We start from the raw sequence: 24,451 nt of genomic DNA, 5'->3' as shown, positions 1-24,451 counted from the left end.
GTCGGTCTTGTCTAAACCTCGATTCTACCTTGCCCGGGCTGTGGTTATCCACAGGGCGGCGCGCCCGCGCGTGGCAATCCGGCCCCTAACTGTTTGACAATAGAGAAGAAACTTGCTGAAATGGCGGGCTCGACTGGCGGCGGGTGACTTGTTTCGTCCCCCGTTTCCGCTTCGCCGCGTCCCGTCCGGATACGGCTTCCCGGCATTTCAGGCTGGAAGCACGTCCGCCGGGCAGCATGGACAAGGGGAAGGTCCGAGGCCCCGGGGGCCGACCGCCAGAGGCGGCAGCGCCATGGCGACGCCGCAAACCCCGATCGATCTGTAAGCGCCTTGGCCATGGGCGCGTGGGCCCTTTTGCCCACGATTGCCGCCCATCCGTATTTTTCATTGTTCTTTTTGTGGACCGCCCATGAAACGCACCTTCCAACCCTCCGTCACCCGCCGCAAGCGCACCCATGGCTTTCGCGTGCGCATGAAAACCCGCGGCGGCCGCGCCGTGCTGAACGCCCGTCGCGCCAAGGGCCGCAAGCGCCTGGCCGTCTGAGCGCCGCGCCTGGACGCGCGGCGACGCCGGCCGGCCCGATGGCGGCAGCGCCATCGGACAAGCCTGTGCCCGCTCAGCCGACCGCGCAAGGGGCCGCGCCATTGCCCGAGCAGTTGCCCGATATGCCCCGCCCCACGCTTCCGCCGGAGGCGCGGATGCACCGCCCCTCCGAGTTCGCCGCCGCCCTCAAGGGACGCCGGCTTGCCCGAGGGGCGTTTTTCATGATCACCTTCGCCGCACCCGGCGCCGCCGCGGAATCCCCGCAGGCCCGGCTGGGGCTGGTCATCGCCAAGCGCAACGCGCCTCGCGCCGTCACGCGCAACACGCTCAAGCGCGTCGTGCGAGAGGCGTTCCGGGCATGCCGGCATTCGCTGCGGCCCGGCGACTATGTCGTGCGGCTGCAGGCGCGGGTGCCGACCGAGCTCACCCTCAGGGCCCTCAAACGGGCAGCCCGATCCGAAGTAGACACTCACTTCCAACGGCTGCTACGCTCTGCGCCATGATGGGATCCCCGACGCGCATCCCACGGCGCGCATGTGGCGCCGGACCAAGACCGGCATCAGCTTCGCCACGGAATGCGTGCCCGCCTGGCGCACCGGGCGCAACATCGGCCCGGCCGAACCCGCCGCGGGGTGCATGCGCATGATCAAGTCCTTGTTGATCGCACCGATCCGGTTTTACCGGTTCTTCCTGAGCCCGTGGATAGGGCGGCAATGCCGCTTCACGCCCACCTGCTCCGCCTATGCCATCGAGGCGATCGAGACCCACGGCGGGTGGCGCGGCTTATGGCTGGCCGTCCGGCGGATCGGCCGCTGCCACCCTTGGAGCCCCGGCGGGTATGACCCCGTCCCCGACGCGCCGCGGTCCGGCTGCCCCTGCCATTCCGGCCCCCGCGAGCGCACTCCGCAGGATTGACGCTAAACTGGCGGGCTTTGCCGGTCCCGCTTTTACCTTGTAGGCACCATGGATATCCGACGCACCGTCCTCTGGATGATTTTCTCTTTCTCGCTGTTGCTCCTCTGGAACAACTGGCAAGTCCATAACGGAAAGCCGTCGCTGTTCGGCGCCTCGACGCCCACCGCCACGGCGCCGCAGGGTTCGAAGCCGGCGGCCGCGCCCGACGCCGCGCAGCCCGCGGCCGGCAATACGATCCCCAACGTACCCGCGGCGGGTCAGCCTGCCACCCCCGGCGGCGTGCCGCCCGCGGCCGCCAAGGCGCAGGCGGACTCGCAAAAGATCGTCGTCACTACCGACGTCCTGCGGCTGACCTTCGACACCACCGGCGCGCAGCTCGTCCAGGCGGTGTTGCTGAAGTATCCCGATTCCAATCGCGGCGACCAGCCGACCGTGCTGCTGGACGACTCGCCCGAACTGACCTATGTCGCGCAGTCCGGCGTGGTGGGCGCGGCCAGCCAGCCTGGCTTCCCGACGCACCAGACACCGTTCCGCATGGTTTCGTCCGAACGCAACATGACGGGCGACACGCTGTCGGTGGTGTTCGAAGCCGAATCGGGCGGGTTGAAAGTCACCAAGACCTATACGCTGCATCGCGGCCGCTACGACATCGACGTGCGCCACGACATGACCAACACCAGCGCCGACCCGCAGCGCCCCTCGCTGTACCTGCAGCTGCAGCGCGACGGCAACGATCCCCCGGACACGTCCAGCTTCTATCACACCTTCACCGGCATGGCGGTGTACTCGGATCAGGACAAATTCCAGAAGGCGACCTTCTCCGACATCGCGAAGAAGAAGGCCAGCTATATCAAGCAGGCCGACAATGGCTGGATCGCCGTGGTGCAGCACTACTTCGCCACCGCGTGGATTCCGCCCGAGGGCAAGCCGCGCACCAATGAGCTGCTGCAGGTCCGCGACAACCTGTATGCCGCGCGCACGATCGAAGCCGTGGGCGAGATCGCGCCGGGCGCGTCGGCCAGCGTCGATGCGCATCTGTGGGTCGGCCCGCAGGACCAGAAGGCCATGGCGGCGCTGGCGCCGGGCCTGGACCTGGTGGTCGACTACGGCTGGCTGACCATCATCGCCAAGCCGCTGTTCGCCCTGATGACGTGGCTGCACTCCATCCTGGGGAACTGGGGCTGGACCATCGTGGCGCTGACGGTCATCGTGAAGGCGGTGTTCTATCCGCTGGCCGCGACGAGCTACCGGTCCATGGCCCGCATGAAGCAGGTCACGCCGAGGCTGCAGGCGCTGAAGGAAAAGTATGGCGACGACAAGCAGAAGCTCAACGCCGCCATGATGGAGATGTACCGCACCGAGAAAATCAACCCCTTGGGCGGCTGCCTGCCCATGGTGGTGCAGATCCCGGTGTTCATTTCCCTCTACTGGGTGCTGCTGGCCAGCGTCGAAATGCGGGGCGCGCCCTGGCTGGGCTGGGTGCACGATCTGTCGGTGCATGACCCGTACTTCATCCTGCCGGCCATCATGATGGCCACCATGTTCCTGCAGATCAAGCTGAACCCGACGCCGCCGGATCCGGTCCAGGCCAAGGTCATGATGATCATGCCCCTGGTGTTCGGCGGCATGATGTTCATGTTCCCCGCCGGCCTGGTGCTGTACTGGTGCGTGAACAACACGCTGTCGATCCTGCAGCAGTGGTACATCACGCGCAAACTGCGCCTGGAAACGGAATCCGCCAAGCGCTGACGGGCGGCGGGGACGGCTGGCCATGAAGAAGCTGGACATCCCCGCGCTCGAAATCTTCGTCGCCGCCGTCGAGGAAAAAAGTCTTTCCAAGGCGGCGGAACGCGAGAATCTGGTCACCTCGGCCGCCAGCAAGCGGGTGGCCGAACTCGAACGCCACCTGAACCGCACGCTGCTGCACCGCCATGGGCGCGGCGTCGAACCCACACCTGCCGGCGTCCTGCTCTATCAGCGCGCCAAGGCCATCCTGCGCAGCGTCCAACTGGCGGAAGAAGCGGTAGACAGCTATTCCGCGGACGGTCAGGCCAAGATCCGGCTGGCCGCCAATCCTTCCTCCGCGCTGCAATTCCTTCCCGGACCCATGGCGCGCTTCCTCAACGGGCGCCACAACGTCGCGGTAGACCTGCTGGAAGCGCACAGCTACGACGTGCCGCGCATGGTGGCGGACGGTTCCGCCGATATCGGCATCTATCATGCGGACCGGCCCGCGCCGGGCGTTTCGTCCTTTCCTTTCCGGCGCGACCGCGTGGGCCTGGTCGTCCCGCGCGGCCACGCCTTGGCCGCGCGGGGTTCGCTGCGCCTGGAAGAGGCGCTGGACTACGACCTGCTGGGCTATTTCCCCCGGCATTCGCTCGACCAGTTCCTGGACTATATCGGGCTCACCGTGTCCCGGCCGCCCAAGGTCAAGCTGCAAGTCTCCAACTTCGAGACGCGTTGCCGCATGATCCGCGAAGGACTGGGAATCGGCGTGGTGCCCGAAGGCATCGCGCGCAATTACCTGGCCGATATGGGGCTGGTGCTGCTCACTCTGCAGGATGCGTGGGCCGAGCGGCATTTCTTCATGTGCGTGCGCGATGCCGCCAGCATGAGCCCTCTCATGGCGGATTTGGTGGACACCTTGCGGCCTGCGCCCGGAGCGGTCTAGCGCCGGCGGACGTTAGACCGCGCAAAGGGAATCGGGCCCAAAGGCGTCAATCCAAAAGCCATCAATCCACGAAAGGCATCAATCCACGCCGACGTGCAGCTCCTGGATCAATCTGCCGTTCACCGCGATATCGTGCGCGTACAGCTTCGCGAATTCCTGCGGAGATAGCCTGGCAGGCAGGGCGCCCATCTGCGCAAGCTGCTTCCGGCCTTCCGGCGTGTTCATCACCTGGTTGATGGTGCGATTCAGCTTGGCCACGATTGCCGGCGGCGTGCCGGCGGGCGCCATCACGCCATACCAGGCCTGGGGCGAAAAGTCCTTCACGCCCACCTCGGCGAAGGTCGGCACGTCCGGCAACTGCGGGTTGCGGGCCTCGCCGCCGATGGCGAAGCCGCGCAGCTTGCCCTGCTGAATCTGCGCCATCACGGTGCCCAGCGTCGCAAACGACAGGTCCACGCGCCCGCTCAGCATATCCATCATCCCCTGCGCGCCGCCCTTGTACGGAATATGGCGGATCCGCAGCCCCGTCTTGTCCTGGAATTCGGCCAGGGCCAGATGCGGGTCGGAGCCATTGCCCGATGAAAACGCCGTGAAGGTATCCGGCTTGGCGGCGATATCGCGCGCCAGGCTGGCGTAGTCCTTTTCCTTGACCGAAGGCCCGACAACGAGCACGTTCGGCATGGTAAGCAGCACGGCCACCGGTTGAAAATCCTTTTCAACGTCGAAAGGCAGCGTCTTGTACAGCCATTTCACGTTGACGTGGCTGCGCGTCACCAGGAAGAGCGTATAGCCGTCCGGGGCCGCCTTGGTCATCGCGGCGGCGGCAATGGTGCCGTTGGCCCCGCCGCGGTTCTCCACGACGATGCGCGCGCCGTGCCACGCGCTTTGCAGCCGGTCGGCCAGGATGCGCGCGGCCTGGTCTGCAGGACCGCCGGCGGGAAAGCCGACGAGCAAGGTGATGGGACGTGCCGGGTAGTCGGCCGCATCGTCGGCCGCCATGGCGGCATTGCAAGCAAGGGCGGCCGCGCAGGCGCCGGCCCAACGCAACAGGCGCTTGGAAAAGGTCATGAGGCTTGTCTCCATTGTGATCTTGTTCTCGGCTCGGTTGGCCCGGGCTCATTCCGATCTTAGGGAGAGGGCGGCCGGCAAGGTTTGAAAATTTGGCAAGGCAGCGTTCACGGCGGATCGACGCTACTGAAATCGAGGCCGCAGTCCTGCTCCGCCGTGAAAGCTCGCTTGCCGATTTTTCAATCCCCGCGGTGTGGCGAAGGACTAGAGTGGGAGGATCGGCGACGATCATAAAAGCGGGCCCAAGCGCCATGGCGCATGCCGCGCGCATCATACGGAGACATCCATGCTGCTCGAATCCCTGTCCGCCTATGGCGCGCGCGACGCCATCGCGCCCCTGGCAGATGAAGTGCTGCATCATGCCAAGCGCGCCGTACTGGACTGGCTGTCCGCGCTCTACCCGGGCACCCGCTTGTCCCCCTGCCGCGAGCTGCTGGCCGCCCATAACGAAGAACTGGGCCATGGCCGTTGCAGCCTGCCCGGCAACGGCACTACGGCCTTTCCCGCCACCGCGGCGTGGATCAACGGCAGCGCCTCGCATACCGCCGAGTTCGACGACATCTTCCGCGACGCGGTGTATCACCCGGGATGCCCCGTCATCGCGGCGGCACTGGCCCTGGCGGAACACCGGCGCGGCACGGGGCGCGCGCTGCTGAACGCGATCGTGGTCGGATACGAAATCTCCACGCGCATCGGCGCCGCGCTGCAACCGTCCCATTACCGCTACTTCCATACGACGGGCACCGTGGGCTCGCTCGGCGCGGCCGCGGCGGCGGCGGCGCTCGCGGCCCCTGGCGATGCGGACGCGATGGGTCATGCGATCGCCACGTCCGCCACCATGGCCGCCGGTCTGCAGCAGGCGTTTCGTTCCGACGCGATGAGCAAGGCCTTGCATGCCGGCCACGCGGCCGCGGTCGGCGTACGGGCCGGCCAGGCCGCGGCGCATGGCGTCACGGGCGTGCCCGACATCCTGGAAGGCAAGGTAGGCTTCGGCGCCGCGTTGGCGCAGGATCCGGCCTGGGATGCCGTGCTGGAAGGATTGGGCGACCGTTACAACATCACGCGCGTCACCCAGAAAAACCACGGCTGCTGCGGCCATACGTTCGCCGCCATCGATGCGGCGCTTGCGCTGCGAGAAACCGGCGTGCGAGCCCAAGACATCGCCAGCATCCATGTCGCCACCTACCGGGCCGCGCTCGACGTGGCGGGCAATCCGGAACCGGCCAGCGCTTTCGAAGCGAAGTTCAGCCTGCCCTATACCGTTGCATATGCGATGCGCCATGGCTCTGTGCGCCTTGCGGCCTTCCTGCCGGAAGCGCTGCAGGACGCCGACACGCGCGCCCTCATGCGGCGCGTAAGGCTTGCGGAAGACACGGCGCTGACGGCCGGCTTTCCGTCCATGCGCGCAGCCCGCGTGACCATCGTCACACATGACGGCGCCCGGCACGAACACTTTGCGCCCTATCGCAAGGGAGACCCGGAAGCGCCGCTCTCCGACAAGGAGCTCAACGACAAATTCGATGAGCTGGCCGCTCCGGTGCTGGGCAGCGAACGCGCGCGTCAGCTGCGCCGATCGGTCTGGGCACTGGAGTCGCTGGATGTGCGCGATCTCGACCTGGCAGCCGATCAGCCAACGCATGATGCGCGGTCCTGACCCACGCGGTCCTGACCCGCCCCGTCCTTTCCCGCCGCAATGCGCCTTACAAGCCAATGCGCCGCCCCGGAGGCCGGCGCATGCGTCCGTCCCGTCGCCACGCTCCAGCCATAGACCCAACGCCAGCCTATAGCCAACACCATGTCCGCAGACTCCCATACAGATTTCGCGCAGGCCTTGCTTGCGCCACGCGCCATCGCGCTGGTCGGCGCATCGGGCGACGCGCGCAAGAACACCGCGCGCCCATTGCGTTTCATGCGCAAGCACGGCTATTCCGGCAGCGTCTATCCCATCAACGCGACGCGTACGGAAATCCTGGGTGAACGGGCATACCCGGACCTCACCCGTTTGCCGGGGCCCGTGGACCATGTGTTCGTCATGATTCCCGGCGAACACATCGGCCGCGTGATCGAAGAATCCGCCGCGGCCGGCGCACGGGTGGTGACGATCTATTCGGATGGGTTCGCGGAAACCGGTCCTGACGGGCAGGCGCGGCAGCAGGCGCTGGTGACTCGCGCCCGTGAACTGGGCGTGCGTGTGCTGGGGCCCAACAGCATCGGCACCGCAAATCTGCATTCCGGCGGCATCGTTTCGGTGAATGCCGCCTTCGAAGCCGACGACCTCGCGCCCGGCGACATCAGCATGGTGTCGCAAAGCGGATCGATGATGGGGTCGCTGCTGTCGCGAGCCGCGGCGCGAGGCTTCGGTTTCGCCAGCTCCGTATCGGTGGGCAATGAAAGCGACATCAGTGTCGGAGAAGTCGTCGACGCGCTGGTCCGGGACCCCCACACCAAAGTCATCCTGCTCTTCCTTGAAACGCTGCGGCAGGCGCCGATACTCAGCGCGGCGCTACGGCGGGCGCAACGGGCCGGCAAGCCGGTGGTCGCATACAAGCTGGGACGATCCGAACAGGGCGATGCGCTGGCGCAATCGCACACTGGCGCCTTGGCGGGCAATGACGCGGCGGTCGACGCCTTTTTCCGCGCCCATGGCGTCTTGCGCGTGCATCATCTGGAAACGCTGTTCGAAATCGTGCCGCTGGCCGCACGCTATGGCGGCGTCCAGGCGGCGCATGGCGGCGCGCCGCGCGTGGCTGTCATCACCACCACCGGAGGCGGGGCCGCGACGGTCGTCGACAACCTTGGCATGCGCGGCCTCGTGGCCGCCGCGCCGCCCGCTGAGTTCGTGACGCACATGGCGCAGCGGGGACTGCGGATACGGTCTGCGCCAGTGATCGATCTGACGCTGGCCGCGCGCCCCGAACAGTACAAGGACCTGCTGGAACAGCTGCTGATCGCCGACTGGTGCGATGCGGTTCTGAGCGTCGCCGGATCGTCCGCCCAGTTTCATCCCGACTTCGCGGTCAATCCCCTGATCCAGGCGCGCAAGCCAGACGGGAAACCCGTGGTCGCCTTTCTGGCGCCGGAAGCGCCCGCGTCGCTCGCGTTGCTGAGGCAGCAGGGCATCGCGGCCTTCCGCACGCCGGAATCCTGCGCGGACGCCTTGGCCGTGCTGTTCCAGCGCCGGCATGACGCCGGACATCCCGCACAGGCGCAGCAACCCGGCACGTCATCCATCGACTGGCCGGCCGATATTCCGCGCCACGGCGCGCTGACGGAGTACGAGGCCGGACGGATATTCCAGGCGCTGGGTCTGCCCATCGCGCGATCGGTCCTGGCCGATGCCGCCACGCTGGATCACGATGTGCCGTATCCCGTCGTGGCAAAAGTGTCGTCGCGCGACGTCCCCCACAAAACCGATGCGGGTGCGGTTCGCGTCGGCATCGCCGACGCCGGCGGGCTCCGCGCCGCGGTGGACGCCATGCTGGCGAACGTCGCCAGGCATGCGCCCGATGCGGCCGTCGATGGCATCCTCGTGCAGGCCATGGAGGACCGGCTGCTGGAATTGATCCTGGGGTATCGGCGGGACCCGATGGTAGGCCCCACGGTGCTGCTGGGCGCGGGCGGTATCGCAGCGGAACTGAACCCCGACTTTTCCATCCGCCTCGCGCCGGTCAGCGAAGCGGAAGCGCGCGTCATGATCGAAGAAGTTCGCGTGACCCAGCTGATACGCGGCTACCGTGGGCTGCCGCGCGGCGATTGCGACGCATTGGCGCGCGCCATCGCGGCGTTCTCGCGTCTGGCGCTGCTGAACGCCGTCACGGTTGCGGAAGCGGAGATCAACCCTTTGTTCGTACGCGCCGACGGCGTCGTGGCCGTGGACGGCCTGCTGCGTGTGGCCTAGTGCCTGTTTTGCACAAGAAGGAAATAGCGACATGGATTTTCAACTGACTCCCGAACAGCGCGATTTTCAAGCGGCTGTCCGCCGCTACGCGGAACACGAGCTGCGTGCGGGCGCGCTCGAGCGCGCTCATTCCAACGACTATCCCTGGGACGTCGCGCGTTCCATGGCCGAACAGGGGCTGCTGGGCATCACCATCGCGGAAGAAAACGGCGGCATCGGCGGTACGCTCATGGACGCCGTCATCGCCATCGAGACCATTGCGTCGGTCTGCCCGCGCAGCGCCGATGTGGTGCAGGCGGGCAATTTCGGCGCCATCCGCGTCCTGGCCGAGTACGGCAACGCCGCGCAGAAAGAAAAGTATCTGAAGCCGCTGCTGGCCGGCCAGGCGCTGATTTCGGTCGGCATGACGGAACCGGACGCCGGCTCCGCCGTCACCGAACTGAAGACCAGCGCCACCCGCGACGGCCAGGGCTGGCGTATCAACGGCTCCAAAATCTTCACCACCCATGGGCCGCACGCAAACGTCATCCTGGCCTACGTGCGCTTCGGCCCCGGCACGCAAGGCATCGGTTCGGTTCTCATCGATACCCGTACCGAGGGCGTGCGTCTGGGCAAGCGCTCCGCCTTCATGTCGGGCGAAGAATGGGCGGAGATCTTTTTCGACGACGTGTATGTGCCGGACGACATGGTGGTCCTGGGCGAGGGCGGCTTCAAAAAGCAGATCGCCGGCTTCAATGTCGAGCGCATCGGCAACACCGCCCGCTCGCTCGCGCTGGGCCGCTACGCCTACGAGGAAGCGCGCGCCTGGGCCCAGCAGCGCAAGCAGTTCGGACGCCTGCTGTGCGAATTCCAGGGCCTGCAGTGGAAGTTCGCGGATATGCGCATCAAGCTCGATGCGGGACAACTGCTGCTGTACCGGGCGGCGTGCAACGCGGACACCGGTTTTCCGTCCGCGACCGAAACGGCCATCGCCAAGGCGTATTGCAATCAGGCGGGTTTCGATGTCGCGAACGAAGCGCTGCAGGTGCTGGGCGGTATGGGATACAGCCAGGAATCGCTGGTGGAGTACTGCGTGCGGCGATGCCGGGGCTGGATGATCGCGGGCGGCTCCATCGAGATACTGAAGAACCGCATCGCGGAAGGCGTGTTCGAGCGCAGTTTCTCGCAGCGGCCGGCGTAGCGCAGGGAACCGGGCGGCCGCGCCGAAGAACTCGTCCGAATAAATGCGTGCATCCCGGGCTGCGCGATATCGCCAGCCCTATCGTTCCTACCGCCGCGCCGCACCTTCGTCGTCGCGCAGACTCGACCAAAGGACATACGCATGCAAATCCACGGACTTTCCCCTGTCAATCCTCCATCCGCCGCGGGCACGCAGGCCGCGCCGACGCCCGCCACCGTCCCGCTGGCGCACGCGCTGACAAGCAGCCGCGACCGCGCCACGCCGGGCCGCGCCAGCGACGCCTGCGCAAGCCGACACCATGCCAGCCCGTCCGTGCAAAAGCACGTCAAGCTGATCGCGGCCGTGCCGCAGGGCCACGAAGGCGACCGCCGCCAGGCGCGCGCCGTGGCGGTCGAAACGATGCGGGCGCTGGTCGACGCCGGCCTCTATCGGCCGGGCGAGATCTCGTGCGAGACATTGACGGTGGCCGGGCGCGACCATGCCAGCCTGGAGCGCGCGCTGACGCAAACATTGAAGGGCTGGATGGACCGCGTAGACGCCAGCGAATACGATCGCCTGATCTTCATCCTGGCCGGATCGGACCACGGGCTTGCACCCGTGCTGGGCGACGTTCCCTCGGACAATGTCGTCATCACGGCGTTTACCGGCCATAAGCTGACCCAGGACATCAAGACGGCCCGTCGCCTGCCGGCGATCATGGCCCTGCCCGTATCGGCGGTCACGGAAGAGGAACGCACGCAGCTGGCAGCCAGGACCAATTTGATCCTGGTCCCCGGTGTGGCGCACGACGTGACCGAAGCGTCGATCCAGCAAGCTGCACGCGACTACGCGGGCAAGGGCTACAAGCCCATTCCAAAGGTCGATGGCGACACCGTATCGATATTGCTGGGCGGAGATGTCGTCGACGAAGACCCGGAAACGGGAGTGCGTACCCTGCGCCGCCTGACCCCCGACGATGCCCGCCGGCAGGCGAGCGACATTGCCAGGCTGGAATTGGAAGGACGCCGCCGTTGCCACTTCGTGATCGTGAGCAGTCCGCGCACCGGCAAGTACGGGCCGGACGGCGCGGAGGTAAACCCCAATCCCCATCGTACCGGCACCCGCGACGAGGTCACCCGGGCTTTCGCGGAAACACTGAGCGCCTATCCCAACGCACAGGTGGACGTGTTCGATTTCCAGTACGCCGAATCGCCCAGCGCGTACGGCCCGCTGCTGCATGCCTATCGCAGCGCGGGCGGCCCTACCGGGCGCTTCCATGTGCCGGGCGACTCGGTCTCGATGGTGAGCGAGGTGGCGTCGGTGCTGCCAGGCGCCATGGTGATCGACGAAACGGCCTCGATGGACGCCAACCACCGCCGCGCGGCCGAAGCCATCGCCGCGCATGGCGGGATCGCGATGCTGCGGCGCGACGGTACGCTGCAGCCGGGCAGGGGCGAGCACGCAAGCCCGCCTGAGCCGGCGGCCAAACGCATCGCCGACGCCATCGTGGCCTACATATCCGCCAGCGCCCCGGCCGCCTCAGCGGACGCCGCGGCCCAAGGCAGCCCGGCCCGCCGGATCAGCGGTTAAGGCGGGCCCGCCGGTCCCCCGTTCATGGCAGGGATGGCGCCGTCGCGTTTCCCGAGCCATGCCGCCCATGCGATCGGAGGCTAGGCGAGAAAGGTCTCCACCATCTTGACCCAATACGTCGCGCCCACCGGCAGCAACGCATCGTTGAAGTCGTAGTTGGGATTGTGCAAGGTGCATGGGCCCATGCCGTGGTACGACTCCAGGCGATGGTCGCCTTCGCCATTGCCCAGGAACACGTAGCAGCCGGGGACTTTTTCCAGGAAGAAGGAAAAGTCCTCGGCGCCCATGAAAGGCGGAATGTCGCGATCGACGTTTTCCTTGCCGAAGGTAGCCTCGGCCACTTGCGCCGCGAACGCCGTTTCCTTTTCCCAGTTCACCAGCGGCGGATAGGCGCGCACGAAATCCAGCTCGCCCGTGCCGCCGTAGACCTGCGGCAGCGTGGTCGCCACCCGGCGGATCGCGTCTTCAATCGTGTCCAGCGTCTCGGTGGTATAGGTGCGCACCGTGCCGCGCAGCACGGCCTCGCTGGGGATGACGTTGTATGCGTCGCCCGCATGGATCTGCGTGATCGACAGCACGGCGGTATCCAGCGGGTTCTTGGTGCGCGACACCACCGTCTGCAGCACCCCCACCATCTCCGAAGCGATGACGATGGTGTCCACCGTCTTGTGCGGCTGCGCCGCATGGCCGCCCACGCCCTTGATCGTGATGGTGAAGCGGTTGCTGGAAGCCATCGTCGGGCCGGGGCGGATACCGAACTGATTGGTCGGCATGCCGGGCATGTTGTGGATGCCGAAAACCGCGTCGCACGGAAACTTCTCGAACAGGCCGTCCTGCATCATTGCACGCGCGCCGGCGTTGCCGTTTTCCTCCGCGGGCTGGAAGATGAAGACCACGGTCCCATTGAAGTTGCGGTGCTTCGCCAGATACTGTGCCGCGCCTAGCAGCATGGTGGTGTGGCCATCGTGGCCGCAGCCGTGCATGCGGCCGGCGATGGTCGACTTGTGCGCGAAGCGGTTGTGCTCCGGCATGGGCAGGGCGTCCATGTCCGCGCGCAGGCCGATGGTCTTGCCCCCCGTGCCGGCGCGCAATACGCCCACCACGCCGGTCTTGCCGAAGCCCGTATGCACCTCGATGCCCCAGCTGCGCAGCTTTTCCGCCACCAGTGACGCGGTGCGGGTTTCCTCGAAAGCCAGTTCGGGATGGGCATGGATATCTCGGCGTATCGCCGTGAGCTCGCCATGCGCGCGCTCGATTTCGTCCAGGGTCTTCATAATTGCCTTTGAATGTATAACGCGACGTCTTGCGCCGCCTTGGTCAGTGCGGCCTGCAGGGCCTGAAACTTGTCGTTCTTCTCGAAGGTCGATTCGTTCATGTATTGCCCGCGATGAATCTCGATCTGCAGGCTGTTGCGCCGCTGGGACGGATTGCCCAGGCGCGCAATCAGCGCGACGCCCTTGAAGGGATCGTTGCGGGCAACCGTATAGCCGCTTTCGCGCAGCGAGTTTTCCACCACGGCGACGAACTCCGGATCGCAGGTGGTCCCGTCGCGGTCTCCCAGCACAAAGTCCGCCAGCGGCCGATCGCTCCGTACCTGCATCACCTCATACGAGTCCGACGGCATGGAGTGCAGATTCAAATGCCACACCGCGCCGAACCACTGGTAAGCCGCCTCGATGTCGCGGTTCAACGCGGCGTGATAAGGCTGGTGGTACGCGCGGATGCGGTGGCTGACCTCCTGCACGGACAGCTTGCGATCGTAGATGGGCCGCCCGCCCGCGCGGGCCCAGATCAGTCCATGACCCAGCCGGCTTTTTTCAGTGGGATTCAGCATGCCGGGCCACGGCTCGGCGAGCAGCGCCGGATCGATATCGTCGGGCTCGCGATTGGGGTCGATGTAGGTGCGCGGAAACTGTGCAAGGATCAGCGTTCCGCCCACGTCCGGAATGCCCTGCCAAAGTTCATCCACGAAAGTGTCTTCGCCGGTGCGCAGGACGGCGGCGTCGATGGCATAGCCAAAGTCCGCGGGATAAACCACCCCGCTGTGCGGGGAATCGCAGACCAGCGGCAGGGGCGTGGCGCGCGGTGCGATGCGGATGTACGGATCAAACTCGGTCTCGGCAATGCGCATCATGTCGGGAATTCCTCAGCCGGGCGTGGTGGCGGGATTGGTCAGGGGGTCGGGCTCGCGGGGCACTTGCAAATCGCCCTGCTGGGCGGGATGTAAGGCCACCGCTTTTGCGGTCTGGCGTGCGGCGGCGCCGCCCGGCAGATCGTTCAAATGACAGGCGCTCAGCTGACCAGGCGCCACTTCGCGCAACAACGGCCGCTCCTGGCGGCAGCGATCCATCGCATGCGGGCACCGCGGGTGAAAGGCGCATCCCGGCGGCGGCGCCAGGGGCGAGGGCAGTTCTCCGCGTATCGGCTGGAAGTCGCGCCGTTGCGGATTGAGCGTCGGCAGTTCCTTCAACAGGGCCTGCGTATAGGGATGGTTCGCCCGCTTGAATACCTGTTCCGTATCGGCCAACTCCACGATGCGGCCCAGATACATGATGGCCACCCGGTCGGAAATGTGTCCCACCACGCCAAGGTTGTGGCTGATGAACAGGTACGTCAGGTCCAGCTCCTTGCGCAGGTGCGCGAACAGGTTCAGCACCTGCGCCTGGATCGACACGTCGAGGGCCGCGACGGCTTCGTCGCATACGATGACGCGGGGCTTCAGCGCCAGGGCGCGCGCGATGCCGATACGCTGCCGCTGGCCGCCGGAAAACTGGTGCGGATAGCGTTGCGCGTACGCCGGGTCGAGTCCCACCTGCCGCATCAGTTCGGCGACATAGGCCTTACGGTCGCGCCGGCTGACCAGCCCGTGCACCATGGGGGCCTCGCCGATGATCTCTTCCACCCGCATGCGCGGGTTCAGCGACGCGTACGGGTCTTGGAAGATCATCTGCACGCCCAGCTCGTACGCGCGGCGCTCCTTGTCGTCCATGGCAGCCACTTGCCTGCCTGCGTAGGCGATGCTGCCCGCGGTGGGCGGCAGGATGCCCGAGATCATGCGGCCCAGCGTGGATTTGCCGCAGCCGGACTCGCCCACCACGCCGATGACCTCGCCTGGCAGGACGTCCAGGTCGACACCGGCCACCGCATGCACGACCGTTTTACGCAATCCGGCGCCAAACAGGTTCGCGATGCGGCCGGCAAGGTCGACAGGCTGCTCGAAGCGCATCTCCGCGCCGCGCAGCGACAGAATGGGCGTCACACCGGGATTCATCGCGCCTCCGGTTCGCCGGCGTGCCAGCAGCGCACCCAATGGCCGGGGCGCCATTCCACCGAGTCGGGCGCTTTCGAACAGGCATCGGTGGCGCGCGGGCAGCGCGTGCGGAAGGCGCAGCCTTCGGGCAGTTTCAGCAGGGAAGGGGTCATGCCGGGGATCGAAGTCAGATCGTGCCCGCGCGTCTCGGGCGTCGGGATCGACATCATGAGACCGTGCGTATAAGGATGCAGGGGCCGTCCAATCACATCGGCGGTCGTGCCCGTTTCCACCACGCGCCCCGCATACATCACCGCGATGCGGTCCGCCAGGCCCGACACCACTGCCAGGTCATGCGTGATCCACAGCAGCGCCGTGCCGGTCTCGCGGCACAGCTTCTGGACTTCGTACAGAATCTGGCCCTGGATCGTGACATCCAGCGCGGTCGTCGGCTCGTCCGCAATGATGACGCGCGGCGCGTTGAGCAGGGCGATGGCGATCGCCACGCGTTGCCGCATGCCGCCCGACAACTGGTGCGGGTACGCCCGCAGGCGTTCCTCCGGCGAGGGAATGCCCACCATTGCCAGTACGTCGCGGGCACGGGCCCGCGCCACGGTCCGATCCACCTTGCGGTGCGCCTGAATGGCCTCGATCATCTGCGTGTCCACGCGCAGGACCGGGTTGAGCGTCATCATCGGGTCCTGGAAGATCATCGCGATGTCGTTGCCGCGCAGCGCACGCATCTGCTCCTGGGTCGCATCGCGCAGCTCGCGGCCATCGAAGCGGATGGAGCCGTCCACCACGCGGCCCGGCTCATCGATCAGGCCGATCAGCGAGAAACCGGTAATGCTCTTGCCCGAACCGGACTCTCCCACCAGGCCCAGGATTTCGCCCTGTTCCAGATGCAGGTCCACGCCATCCACGGCCTTGACCACGCCCGCCCGGGTGAAGAAATGCGTACGCAGTCCCGATACGCGCAGCAACGGCTCGGCGGCATTGGAGCGTGTCGCCGGGCGCTGCTCGGCAGCGGATGCAACCGCTTGTGCGCTGCCGCCGTTTTCGCTCAGGGCATTTGGAGTCATCGTCGTCATCCTCGATGCTCCTCTCAATTCGCGTTGCGCGGATTCAGCACGTCGCGCAGATGGTCGCCCACCAGATTGATGGCGATGATCGCGATCGCCAGCGCCACGCCGGGGAAGAAAGAGATCCAGTACCGTCCGGACAGCAGAAACTCGAATCCGTTGGATATCAGCATGCCCAACGATGGCTCGGTGACGGGCACTCCGACCCCCAGGAAAGACAGCGTCGCCTCCAGCGCGATCGCGTGGGCGAGATCGATGGTGGCAATCACGATCAGGGGCGGCATGCAGTTCGGCAGCAGGTGGCGCCGCAGGATGCGCCCCCAGCCCAGGGACATGCAGCGCGCCGCCTCGACGTACTCCTTGTTGCGCTCGACCAGCGCAGCGCCGCGCGCGGCACGCGCGAAGTACGCCCACTGCACCACAATCAACGCGATGATGACCTTGTCGACGCCGGATCCCAGGATGGACAGCAGAATCAGCGCCACCAGGATCGAAGGAAACGACAACTGGATATCCGCGATGCGCATCAGCAGCGCATCGATACGGCCGCCGAAGTAAGCGGCGACCAGGCCCACCGTGGCGCCGATCAGAAAAGCGAAAAACACGGAGATACAGCCAACCATCATGCTGGTGCGCAGGCCGTACAGAATCGCCGACAGCATGTCCCGCGCTTGCCCATCCGTGCCGAGCCAGTAACGTCCGTCGCCAGCGGCGTTTTCGCTCAGCGGGGGCAGCTTGGCGTCCATGATGTCAAGCGTCCCGATGTCATAGGGGTTCTGCGGCGCGATCCATGGCGCCAGCACGGCCGCGCCGAGGATCACCACCAGCAGCACCAGGCCGAGCGTGGCCAGCTTGCTGGCGAAGAAATCGGCCACGAAGCGACGCCAGGGTCCCTGCTCCTTCGCGGTGGCCGGCGCGGCCGCGCGCGGGTCGGTGGAAGCGGTAGTCGTCATCGTCGTCCGTCCAGTCGTACGCGGGGGTCCAGAACGGTGTAGATGATGTCCACGACCAGGTTCAACATGACCAGAAAAAATACGATCAGCAGCAGGTACGCGACCACCACGGGCCGGTCCAGGTTGATGATCGAATCGATCAGCAATTTGCCCATGCCGGGCCAGGAGAACACCGATTCGGTCACCACCGCGAACGCCACCACCTGCCCGAATTCCAGGCCCGCGACAGTCACGATGGGGATCAGGATGTTCTTCAGAAGGTGCACCCGCAGCACCCGCGACTCCGACAGCCCTTTGGCGCGCGCGAACTTGATGTAGTCCATGGGCAGCGCCTCGCGCGTGGCGGCGCGGGTGATGCGGATGATCGTGGCGCACTTGGCCAGCGCGATCGTGGCCGCGGGCAGGATCAGATTCGCCCACCCGCCGGGCGTCAGCACGCTCAGCCGTATCCCGCCGACGGGCACGGTGGGTCCGCGACCGCTCGCCGGCAGCCAGCCCAGCGTCACCGCGAACACCATGATCAGCATCAGCCCCACCCAGAAATTGGGCAGCGAAAAACCCAGCACGGAGCCCGTCATGATGACGCGCGAACCGGGCGCCTTGGGCTTGAGCCCGGCGCGTATCCCCAGCGGAATGCCGATCGCCAGCGATAGCAGCATTGCAACGACCGCAAGCTCCATCGTCGCCGGCATGCGATCCAGGATCAGGCGCATCGCCGGTTCGCCGGTCAGGAAACTGTTGCCGAAGTCCCCGTGTATGGCCTTGCCGATGAAGATCAGGTACTGGCGCCACAAAGGCAGGTCCAGCCCCAGCGATTGCCGGATGGCCGCGCGTTCGATTTCGGTGGCGTCCGGGCTGGCCATCATGGCCACCGGATCGCCCACCAGGTAGATGCCGCCGAAGACCAGCGCCGACATGACGAGCATGACGACGAGGGTCTGCAGAAGGCGGCGAATGATGGTCGCTAGCACGGTCGTACTACTCCGTTGCGTCGCATGACTACTTCTTCAGCGTCACGTCCTGGGCCTGGGTCATCTGGTCGGAACGGCCCGCATAGCGGATGTCGTTCTTCATGGCCCACACGGACAGCTCGAAGTGGATCGGCAGGATGCCGTAGTCGTCCATCACCATGTCGGCCGCCTTCGACAAGAGCTCGGCGCGCTTGGCGTCGTCCATGGTCGTGGCCGCCTGCATGTACAGCTCGTCCATCTTCGGATTGGAATAGCGGCCGCGATTGGTCGTACCCAGGCCCTTCGACGGATCGGACGTGACCGCCAGCGATCCCAGGGCGTTCGACATCTCGCCGCTCGTCACCGACCATCCAGCCAGATAGGCGCTGTATTTGTAGCTGTCGCGGTTCTTGAAAAACACCGGCGGCGCCGACGCCTCCACGCTGGTCTTCACGCCGATGCGGCTCCACATCGACGCGATGGCCTGCGCCACTTTGGAGTCGTTGATGTAGCGGCCGGAAGGCGCGCCCAGAATGATGTTGAAACCTTCGGGATAGCCCGCCTCTTTGAGCAGCGCCTTCGCCTTGTTCACGTCCGGCTTCGGCGCTTCTGAATGCGCCTTGGACGCACCGAACATGCCGTAGGGCAGCAGGTTGCCGGCCGGCTGCGACACGCCGCCCATCACGCGTTCCTGGATGGCCTTGCGGTCGATCGCCAGCGATAGCGCTTCACGCACGCGCTTGTCCTTCAGCGGATTCTTGGCCAGCGGCTTGCCCTCGGCATCCGTCACGCCGGGCGTGGGCTCGGCGTACTGATCCATGGCCACATACATGACGCGCACGGACGGCGTTTCCTGGATGTGCAGGCTCTTGTTGGACTTCAGCTTGGGCAGATCGTCGGTGGGGGGATCCTCGATCATGTCGACGTCGCCGGCCAGCAGGGCCGCCACACGGCTCGCGGCATTGGTCATGGGCTTGTAGATGACCTTATCCCATACCGGTTTCTGGCCCCAGTAGTTGTCGTTGCGCGCGAGCACGAGTTCGGCGCCGCGCCGCCACGAAACCAGCTTGTAGGGACCCGTGCCGACCAGGCCGTCGCCCGCATTCAACTCGGTTGTCGTCTTGCCCTCCGGCGCGGGGCCGGATGCGGCTTTCTTGGACAGGATGGGAATCTGACCCAGATTGGGCAGCAACAGCGGCGAAGGGCCCTTGGTGGTGATGCGCACCGTATGCGGATCCACCGCTTCGGTCTTGGCCACGTCCTTCAGATAAAGCGTGAAAGGCGAGGGGCTGTTGGGCACTTTGGGCACGCGTTCGAACGTGAAGACCACATCGTCCGCGGTCAACGGCGTCCCATCGGAAAACTTCACATTGGGCCGCAACTTGAAGGTCCACACATCGCCGTCCACGCTCCACGATTCGGCCAGCGCCGGCGTGGGCTTGAGCTTGTCGTCCGCGCGCACCAGCGGATCGAAAATGGTCAGGGCGATCTGCGTGTTCGGGGTCAGCGAATGGTATTGGGGATCGAGAGAACTGGGCTCGGTCTTCAGACCGACGACCAGATCCCTGGCCATGGCCATGCCGTGAGCGCCGAGGGCGATAGCCAGGGCGGCAACGCCCCCCGCGACAGCCCGGGTAAACCGGAAAGACATAAATGGCTCCTGATCAAGTTGGGCTTGAACCTCACGGCGAACATACCCAGCAAAGATGCCCAGCGCAACGGTTATATTCCCTTATTGCCTAGTCGATCCGGTTATATGTCCCCCATAGTGCAAGTCCCCATCGCCGCGATTGCGACAGCGCCCGGCCGCGGCGGCGTGGGCATCGTGCGCGTTTCCGGTGCACAGCTTTCCAATCTGGTGCGTCGCCTGTTTCAACGCGAACTCACGCCGCGCCATGCCCATCTGCTGCCCTTCAAAACCGCCGACGGCGAAGTGCTGGACGAAGGCATCGTGCTGTTCTTTCCGGCGCCGCATTCCTATACCGGCGAAGACGTGCTCGAGCTGCAAGGACACGGCGGTCCTGCGGTGCTGCGGCGCGTGCTGCAGCTGTGCCTGGACGCGGGAAGCGATATGGGACTGCGCATCGCGGAACCCGGGGAATTCACGCAGCGCGCCTTCCTGAACGGGCGCATCGATCTGGCGCAGGCAGAAGCCGTGGCGGACTTGATCGAGGCCACTTCCGATGCGGCCGCGCGCGGCGCGATGGCGTCGCTGTCTGGCGTGTTCTCCGAGAAGGTCAATGCGCTGGCCGACCGCATCGTGCATCTGCGCATGCTGGTGGAAGCGACGCTGGACTTTCCGGAAGAAGAAATCGATTTTCTCGAGAAGTACCAGGCGCGTCCGCTGCTGGAAGGATTGACCGCGGACCTGCGCGCCATCATTGCGCAGACGCGGCAGGGCGTGATCCTGCGCGAAGGCCTGCACGTCGTGCTGGCCGGCCGCCCGAATGTGGGGAAATCCAGTCTATTGAATGCACTGGCCGGGGATGAAGTGGCCATCGTGACGCCCATCGCCGGCACCACGCGCGACAAAGTGGTGCAGGAAATCCATCTGGACGGCATCCCGCTTCATGTCGTCGATACAGCGGGGCTGCGCGACACCGACGATCCCGTGGAACAGATCGGCATCGCGCGCACGTGGAAAGAAATCGAGAAAGCCGATGTGATTCTGCATCTGCAGGACGCGACGGCCGCGGGCGATGAAGACCTGGACGCGGGTATCGCGGCCAGATTGCCGCCGGGCACGCCCGTGCTGGAAGTGGTGAACAAGATCGATCTGCTGCCGCCGGCGCAGGATGGGTCGGGCCTTGCGGGCGACGCCAATGGCGCCGATGACGGCAGTTCGGTGTTCGAGCCCGAAGCCGGTTCCGCGCTGTCGGGAGAATTATCGGGCGGTGGAAACTTTCCGCCGGTCACCATGCAGCTGCGCATCTCGGCGCGCACCGGCGAAGGCCTGGACGCGCTGCGCAAGGCTCTGTTGGACATCGCAGGCTGGAACCCGGGCGCGGAATCCCCCTGGCTCGCGCGCGAGCGCCACCTGCGCGCCCTGCAGCAGGCGCAATCGCATCTGCAAATGGCCGAGGACCATGCCGCCCAGGATGACCGCGTGCTCGATCTGTTCGCGGAAGAACTTCGGCTCGCGCACGAAAGCCTGTCCTCGATCACCGGCGAGTTCACCAGCGACGATTTGCTGGGGGAGATTTTTTCGCGGTTTTGTATTGGGAAGTGATCGTCGCGCGCCGCCCCCCGACAGACGCCGACAACGCCATCAACCCGCCCGCGCCGCCCCGGGCGGATAGCCTACCACCCGCTTGAACGCCCGGCTGAACGCCGCCTGCGATCCATACCCCAGCTCGTAAGCCGCGGCTTCGATCGACATCTTTCCATCGCGCAGCCACTGCGCCGCCAGCCGCATGCGCAATTCCGTGAGGTAGCGCAACGGCGTCATGCCGGTCACGGCCAGGAAGCGTTCGGCGAAGACGGAACGCGAGCTGCCCATCTGCTCGGCGAGCTCCGCCACCGTCCAATCGCGTCCCGGGTCGCGGTGCATCGCCACGATGGCGCGGCCCAGCCTGGGATCCTTCAGGGCCTGTATCCAGCCCGCCGCGTCGCCGCATCCGCATTCGGCCCAGCCGCGCACGATGAAGGCCGCCACCACGTCCGCCAGCCGCGCCAGGATGGCGGCATAGCCGGCCCGCTCTTCGCGCGATTCGCGCGCCATGGCTTCCAGCATGGGAAGGATTTCCGGATAACGGTCCAGGAGCGTGTCGACCCGCATGACCTCCGGCATCAGGGCAATCAAGGGATGCATGCCGCCCAAGTCGAACTCCATGCAGGCGCTGAAAACCAGCGGGTCGTCGCACCCATGGCAGCTATCGGCGTCCGCGACCAGGGCGCACACGGTCTCGCACAGCTTGAGCGTGTCGAACGTGGCGATATCGCGCGCCTGCACCCCTGGATCGGACAGCAGGGAGTGGGTCTTGCCCTGCGGCAGCAATACCGCGCCGCCGGCTTCCAGCGTATGGAGGGCGCCGCCCTCGGTGCGCAGGCATATCTTTCCGCGGGCCACGAAGTGGAATTGCGCACGGCCGGGCGCGGCATGGAACCGCACGCCGAAAGGACGCGGCATTTGTATGCGCCGGTACTGGATGCCGAACAGACGCATGCCCAGCAGGAGTTCGCTGACGACGTCGCCGGCGCGGACCGGTGGCGCAACGCCATCGGGCCCGACGTCGACCGCCTCATCGCCAAGCCCAGACTTTCGATCAAACATTTCGGATTCAATGGCATGGATCGTCCGGTCACTCTAGCCTAAGCTGCGCGCTATTCCAAGTCCCTTTTTGGTGAGATCACGATGCACTCGAACCCACTCAGCGCCAGCAAGGCGGAAACGGCGCCGGCGGGGCAGTCCCCCGTGAAGCCGGCCTGGCCCGCGGTCTTTTCGATGTCTCTGGGCGTGTTCGGCCTGGTCACGGCCGAGTTCCTGCCGGCCAGCCTGCTGACGCCCATGGCGGCGGACCTGGGCGTGACCGAAGGCATGGCAGGACAGGCGGTGACCGCCACGGCGGCGGTCGCGCTGGTAACCAGTCTGCTTATCGCCTCTGCGACGCGGCGCCTCGACCGGCGCCATGTCCTGCTTGCCTTTTCATTGCTGCTGATCGCGTCCAATCTGCTGGTCGCCGCGGCGCCGACGCTGACGATCCTGATCCTGGGCCGCGTGCTGCTGGGCATCGCGCTTGGCGGCTTCTGGACGATGTCGGCGGCCACGGCCATGCGTCTGGTGCCTGAACCGCTGATTCCGCGCGCCTTGTCCGTCATGTTCAGCGGCGTATCGGCCGCGACGATCGTGGCCGCGCCGGTCGGCAGCTATCTGGGCGACCTGATCGGATGGCGCAACGTCTTCCTGGCGACCACGGCGATCGGCGTGGTGACCTTCATCTGGCAGCTGGCGACGCTGCCTCGCATGGCAGCTCGCGGAGAGACGCGGCTGGGCACGCTGGTGGAAGTGCTGCGCCGCCCCGGTATCGCGCTCGGCATGCTCGCCGTCATCCTGGTCTTTACCGGCCACTTCGCCTTCTTCACCTATCTGCGCCCCTTCCTGGAGACCGTGGCGGGCGTCGGCGTGCACGGACTGTCCGCAATTCTGCTGGGTTTCGGCGTCGCGAACTTCGCCGGCACCACCGTGGCCGGGTTCATGCTGGAGCGCAATCTGCGTTTGACGCTGGCTTTGATGCCGTTGCTCATGGCGGCGCTGGGACTGGGAATGGTGGCCTTGGGCAGCGCCGTCTACGCCGACTTCGCGATGATTGCGCTGTGGGGCTTCGCCTTCGGCACCGTGCCTGTCGGCTGGTCCACCTGGATCACGCGGGCGGTGCCAGACGAGGCCGAGAGCGCCGGCGGCCTGATCGTGGCCGCGGTGCAGCTTGCCATCACGCTGGGCGCGGCGGCCGGCGGAGCCATTTTCGATAGCAGCGGCGCGCTGGGCGTGTTCGCCGCCAGCGGTGTTGCGCTGCTCCTGGCCACGATGTTGATACTGCTCAGACTGCGTCCGCACCCCGCGCCCGCGGCGGCGTGACCGGCGCGGCGAAGCGATGCCCAGCGTTATGCCGGCATCGCTTCAATCGTGATATGTCACGAACTCATCCAGGCCGATGCGCGGCGGCCGGAAGCGGTTGGCGACGCAATCGGGATCCTCATGGCCGATGGACAGCCCGCAGACCAGGACCTGGTCGGGGCCGATGCCAAGACAGCGTTTGACGATATCCGGATAGTTCGCCAAGGCGGCCTGGGGGCAGGTATGCAAACCGCGTCCACGCGCCGCCACCATGATGTTCTGCAGGAACATGCCGAAATCCAGCCAGCTCCCTTTTTCCAGGTCGCTGTCGATACAGAACATCAATACCACCGGCGCGCCGAAGAATGCGTAGTTGCGCGCGTGCTGACGCGCCGAACCTGCGCGATCGCCCTTGGCCACGCCTACCGTTTCGTACAGGCCCCAACCCGTTTGCCGGCGCCGTTCGATGTAGGGGCTGCGCCACTTGACCGGATAGTAGGCGTACTCGCGCGATTCCGGCTCCTTGCGCGCATGCGCATCAAGCAGGGCAGCCGACAAGGCATCGCGCGTGCGTCCCGTAATGACATGTACTTTCCAGGGCTGGATGTTGCTGCCGCTGGGCGCGTACGACGCCACGGAAAGAATATCCCGTATGGTGTCCATGGGCACCGGCGTCGGCAGAAACCCTCGCACGCTGCGGCGCGAGCGGATCGCTTCATCGACGACTTCATGCGGCGCTTTCATGGTCATGGCACTGTTCCTCCCGTAGAACGCACAAACCGCCGCGGCAGGATCCGCGTGCGGCGCAGGTGCGAAC

General features: G+C 66.1%; 21 protein-coding genes. 11 read left to right on the top strand and 10 right to left on the bottom strand.

The annotated features are described in order from the left end of the window. The first annotated feature begins 409 nt into the window (after positions 1-409). The 5 genes from rpmH to CAL13_RS21050 all read left to right on the top strand — a co-directional run bounded on the left by rpmH (position 410) and on the right by CAL13_RS21050 (position 4,130). Positions 410-544: a 50S ribosomal protein L34 gene (gene rpmH / locus CAL13_RS21070; protein WP_057654304.1), complete on the top strand. Its 135-nt coding sequence runs from the start codon at positions 410-412 to the stop codon at positions 542-544. 122 nt (positions 545-666) lie between these two features. Then, positions 667-1,047 (top strand): ribonuclease P protein component, encoded by a 381-nt coding sequence (gene rnpA, locus CAL13_RS21065; protein WP_086073766.1) that lies wholly within the window; start codon positions 667-669, stop codon positions 1,045-1,047. A gap of 139 nt (positions 1,048-1,186) precedes the next feature. Further along, positions 1,187-1,459, top strand: a complete 273-nt coding sequence (gene yidD / locus CAL13_RS21060; protein WP_086073765.1) for a membrane protein insertion efficiency factor YidD — start codon at positions 1,187-1,189, stop codon at positions 1,457-1,459. A 48-nt stretch (positions 1,460-1,507) separates the two neighbouring features. Then, on the top strand, positions 1,508-3,208 hold the full coding sequence (yidC, locus tag CAL13_RS21055; RefSeq protein WP_086073438.1) for a membrane protein insertase YidC: 1,701 nt from the start codon (positions 1,508-1,510) through the stop codon (positions 3,206-3,208). 22 nt (positions 3,209-3,230) lie between these two features. After that, a complete protein-coding gene (locus CAL13_RS21050) occupies positions 3,231-4,130 on the top strand; it encodes a LysR family transcriptional regulator (RefSeq protein WP_086059123.1) in 900 nt (299 codons plus the stop codon). 78 nt (positions 4,131-4,208) lie between these two features. On the opposite strand, the gene CAL13_RS21045 is transcribed toward CAL13_RS21050, so the two are convergent. Beyond that, the gene (locus CAL13_RS21045; RefSeq protein ID WP_086059122.1) at positions 4,209-5,198 is read right to left on the bottom strand and encodes a Bug family tripartite tricarboxylate transporter substrate binding protein; all 990 of its coding nucleotides are present in this window, start codon (positions 5,196-5,198) and stop codon (positions 4,209-4,211) included. A gap of 286 nt (positions 5,199-5,484) precedes the next feature. On the opposite strand from CAL13_RS21045, the gene CAL13_RS21040 reads away from it, so the two are divergent. From CAL13_RS21040 to CAL13_RS21025, 4 genes are all read left to right on the top strand, one after another. Continuing rightward, positions 5,485-6,852 (top strand): MmgE/PrpD family protein, encoded by a 1,368-nt coding sequence (locus CAL13_RS21040; RefSeq protein WP_086073436.1) that lies wholly within the window; start codon positions 5,485-5,487, stop codon positions 6,850-6,852. 141 nt (positions 6,853-6,993) lie between these two features. Continuing rightward, positions 6,994-9,096 (top strand): acetate--CoA ligase family protein, encoded by a 2,103-nt coding sequence (locus CAL13_RS21035; RefSeq protein ID WP_086073435.1) that lies wholly within the window; start codon positions 6,994-6,996, stop codon positions 9,094-9,096. A gap of 31 nt (positions 9,097-9,127) precedes the next feature. Beyond that, positions 9,128-10,276 (top strand): acyl-CoA dehydrogenase family protein, encoded by a 1,149-nt coding sequence (locus CAL13_RS21030; protein WP_086073434.1) that lies wholly within the window; start codon positions 9,128-9,130, stop codon positions 10,274-10,276. A gap of 141 nt (positions 10,277-10,417) precedes the next feature. Then, positions 10,418-11,845 carry a hypothetical protein gene (locus tag CAL13_RS21025; RefSeq protein WP_086073433.1) on the top strand — a complete coding sequence of 476 codons (1,428 nt, stop codon included), beginning with the start codon at positions 10,418-10,420 and terminating at the stop codon, positions 11,843-11,845. 80 nt (positions 11,846-11,925) lie between these two features. On the opposite strand, the gene CAL13_RS21020 is transcribed toward CAL13_RS21025, so the two are convergent. From CAL13_RS21020 to CAL13_RS20990, 7 genes are read right to left on the bottom strand one after another with little or no spacing between them, the layout of a single operon-like run. Further along, positions 11,926-13,119 carry a M20 aminoacylase family protein gene (locus tag CAL13_RS21020; RefSeq protein WP_086073432.1) on the bottom strand — a complete coding sequence of 398 codons (1,194 nt, stop codon included), beginning with the start codon at positions 13,117-13,119 and terminating at the stop codon, positions 11,926-11,928. After that, positions 13,116-13,976 (bottom strand): N-formylglutamate amidohydrolase, encoded by an 861-nt coding sequence (locus CAL13_RS21015; RefSeq protein ID WP_086073764.1) that lies wholly within the window; start codon positions 13,974-13,976, stop codon positions 13,116-13,118. The genes CAL13_RS21020 and CAL13_RS21015 overlap by 4 nt, the downstream gene beginning before the upstream one ends. Positions 13,977-13,991: 15 nt before the next feature. Further along, entirely contained in the window at positions 13,992-15,116 is a 1,125-nt protein-coding gene (locus CAL13_RS21010; protein WP_086073431.1) for an ABC transporter ATP-binding protein, read from the bottom strand. Beyond that, a complete protein-coding gene (locus CAL13_RS21005) occupies positions 15,113-16,186 on the bottom strand; it encodes an ABC transporter ATP-binding protein (RefSeq protein ID WP_232467719.1) in 1,074 nt (357 codons plus the stop codon). Before CAL13_RS21005 ends, CAL13_RS21010 begins: the two co-directional genes overlap by 4 nt. Positions 16,187-16,200: 14 nt before the next feature. After that, positions 16,201-17,130: an ABC transporter permease gene (locus CAL13_RS21000; RefSeq protein ID WP_086073430.1), complete on the bottom strand. Its 930-nt coding sequence runs from the start codon at positions 17,128-17,130 to the stop codon at positions 16,201-16,203. After that, positions 17,127-18,101: an ABC transporter permease gene (locus CAL13_RS20995; protein ID WP_086059116.1), complete on the bottom strand. Its 975-nt coding sequence runs from the start codon at positions 18,099-18,101 to the stop codon at positions 17,127-17,129. The genes CAL13_RS21000 and CAL13_RS20995 overlap by 4 nt, the downstream gene beginning before the upstream one ends. A 28-nt stretch (positions 18,102-18,129) precedes the next feature. Further along, positions 18,130-19,731, bottom strand: a complete 1,602-nt coding sequence (locus CAL13_RS20990; RefSeq protein ID WP_086073429.1) for an ABC transporter substrate-binding protein — start codon at positions 19,729-19,731, stop codon at positions 18,130-18,132. 105 nt (positions 19,732-19,836) lie between these two features. On the opposite strand from CAL13_RS20990, the gene mnmE reads away from it, so the two are divergent. Then, the gene (gene mnmE / locus CAL13_RS20985) at positions 19,837-21,309 is read left to right on the top strand and encodes a tRNA uridine-5-carboxymethylaminomethyl(34) synthesis GTPase MnmE (protein ID WP_086073428.1); all 1,473 of its coding nucleotides are present in this window, start codon (positions 19,837-19,839) and stop codon (positions 21,307-21,309) included. Positions 21,310-21,348: 39 nt separating this feature from the next. Here the strand turns inward: mnmE and CAL13_RS20980 are convergent, their stop codons facing one another. Beyond that, the gene (locus CAL13_RS20980; RefSeq protein WP_232467856.1) at positions 21,349-22,245 is read right to left on the bottom strand and encodes an AraC family transcriptional regulator; all 897 of its coding nucleotides are present in this window, start codon (positions 22,243-22,245) and stop codon (positions 21,349-21,351) included. 189 nt (positions 22,246-22,434) lie between these two features. Between CAL13_RS20980 and CAL13_RS20975 the strand changes: the two genes are divergently transcribed. Next, positions 22,435-23,655: an MFS transporter gene (locus CAL13_RS20975; RefSeq protein ID WP_086059112.1), complete on the top strand. Its 1,221-nt coding sequence runs from the start codon at positions 22,435-22,437 to the stop codon at positions 23,653-23,655. 42 nt (positions 23,656-23,697) lie between these two features. Here the strand turns inward: CAL13_RS20975 and CAL13_RS20970 are convergent, their stop codons facing one another. Next, entirely contained in the window at positions 23,698-24,384 is a 687-nt protein-coding gene (locus CAL13_RS20970; RefSeq protein WP_232467718.1) for a nitroreductase, read from the bottom strand. Positions 24,385-24,451 lie beyond the last annotated feature (67 nt).

The organism is Bordetella genomosp. 9, from assembly GCF_002119725.1.
Taxonomy (GTDB): domain Bacteria; phylum Pseudomonadota; class Gammaproteobacteria; order Burkholderiales; family Burkholderiaceae_B; genus Bordetella_C.
Note: the sequence above shows the minus strand (reverse complement) of the source record. Positions and strands in the feature narration are given on the sequence as shown.

Bases quoted from the DNA above. Each gene is read 5' to 3' on its own strand.
- CAL13_RS21040 (WP_086073436.1), top strand. From the start codon at position 5,485: ATGCTGCTCGAATCCCTGTCCGCCTATGGCGCGCGCGACGCCATCGCG.
- CAL13_RS21045 (WP_086059122.1), bottom strand. From the start codon at position 5,198: ATGACCTTTTCCAAGCGCCTGTTGCGTTGGGCCGGCGCCTGCGCGGCC.
- CAL13_RS20975 (WP_086059112.1), top strand. From the start codon at position 22,435: ATGCACTCGAACCCACTCAGCGCCAGCAAGGCGGAAACGGCGCCGGCG.
- CAL13_RS21015 (WP_086073764.1), bottom strand. From the start codon at position 13,976: ATGCGCATTGCCGAGACCGAGTTTGATCCGTACATCCGCATCGCACCG.
- yidC (WP_086073438.1), top strand. From the start codon at position 1,508: ATGGATATCCGACGCACCGTCCTCTGGATGATTTTCTCTTTCTCGCTG.
- CAL13_RS21005 (WP_232467719.1), bottom strand. From the start codon at position 16,186: ATGACGACGATGACTCCAAATGCCCTGAGCGAAAACGGCGGCAGCGCA.
- CAL13_RS20990 (WP_086073429.1), bottom strand. From the start codon at position 19,731: ATGTCTTTCCGGTTTACCCGGGCTGTCGCGGGGGGCGTTGCCGCCCTG.
- CAL13_RS21035 (WP_086073435.1), top strand. From the start codon at position 6,994: ATGTCCGCAGACTCCCATACAGATTTCGCGCAGGCCTTGCTTGCGCCA.
- CAL13_RS21030 (WP_086073434.1), top strand. From the start codon at position 9,128: ATGGATTTTCAACTGACTCCCGAACAGCGCGATTTTCAAGCGGCTGTC.
- mnmE (WP_086073428.1), top strand. From the start codon at position 19,837: ATGTCCCCCATAGTGCAAGTCCCCATCGCCGCGATTGCGACAGCGCCC.
- yidD (WP_086073765.1), top strand. From the start codon at position 1,187: ATGATCAAGTCCTTGTTGATCGCACCGATCCGGTTTTACCGGTTCTTC.
- CAL13_RS21025 (WP_086073433.1), top strand. From the start codon at position 10,418: ATGCAAATCCACGGACTTTCCCCTGTCAATCCTCCATCCGCCGCGGGC.
- CAL13_RS21010 (WP_086073431.1), bottom strand. From the start codon at position 15,116: ATGAATCCCGGTGTGACGCCCATTCTGTCGCTGCGCGGCGCGGAGATG.
- CAL13_RS21020 (WP_086073432.1), bottom strand. From the start codon at position 13,119: ATGAAGACCCTGGACGAAATCGAGCGCGCGCATGGCGAGCTCACGGCG.
- CAL13_RS21000 (WP_086073430.1), bottom strand. From the start codon at position 17,130: ATGACGACTACCGCTTCCACCGACCCGCGCGCGGCCGCGCCGGCCACC.
- CAL13_RS20970 (WP_232467718.1), bottom strand. From the start codon at position 24,384: ATGACCATGAAAGCGCCGCATGAAGTCGTCGATGAAGCGATCCGCTCG.
- CAL13_RS20980 (WP_232467856.1), bottom strand. From the start codon at position 22,245: ATGCGTCTGTTCGGCATCCAGTACCGGCGCATACAAATGCCGCGTCCT.
- rnpA (WP_086073766.1), top strand. From the start codon at position 667: ATGCCCCGCCCCACGCTTCCGCCGGAGGCGCGGATGCACCGCCCCTCC.
- CAL13_RS21050 (WP_086059123.1), top strand. From the start codon at position 3,231: ATGAAGAAGCTGGACATCCCCGCGCTCGAAATCTTCGTCGCCGCCGTC.
- rpmH (WP_057654304.1), top strand. From the start codon at position 410: ATGAAACGCACCTTCCAACCCTCCGTCACCCGCCGCAAGCGCACCCAT.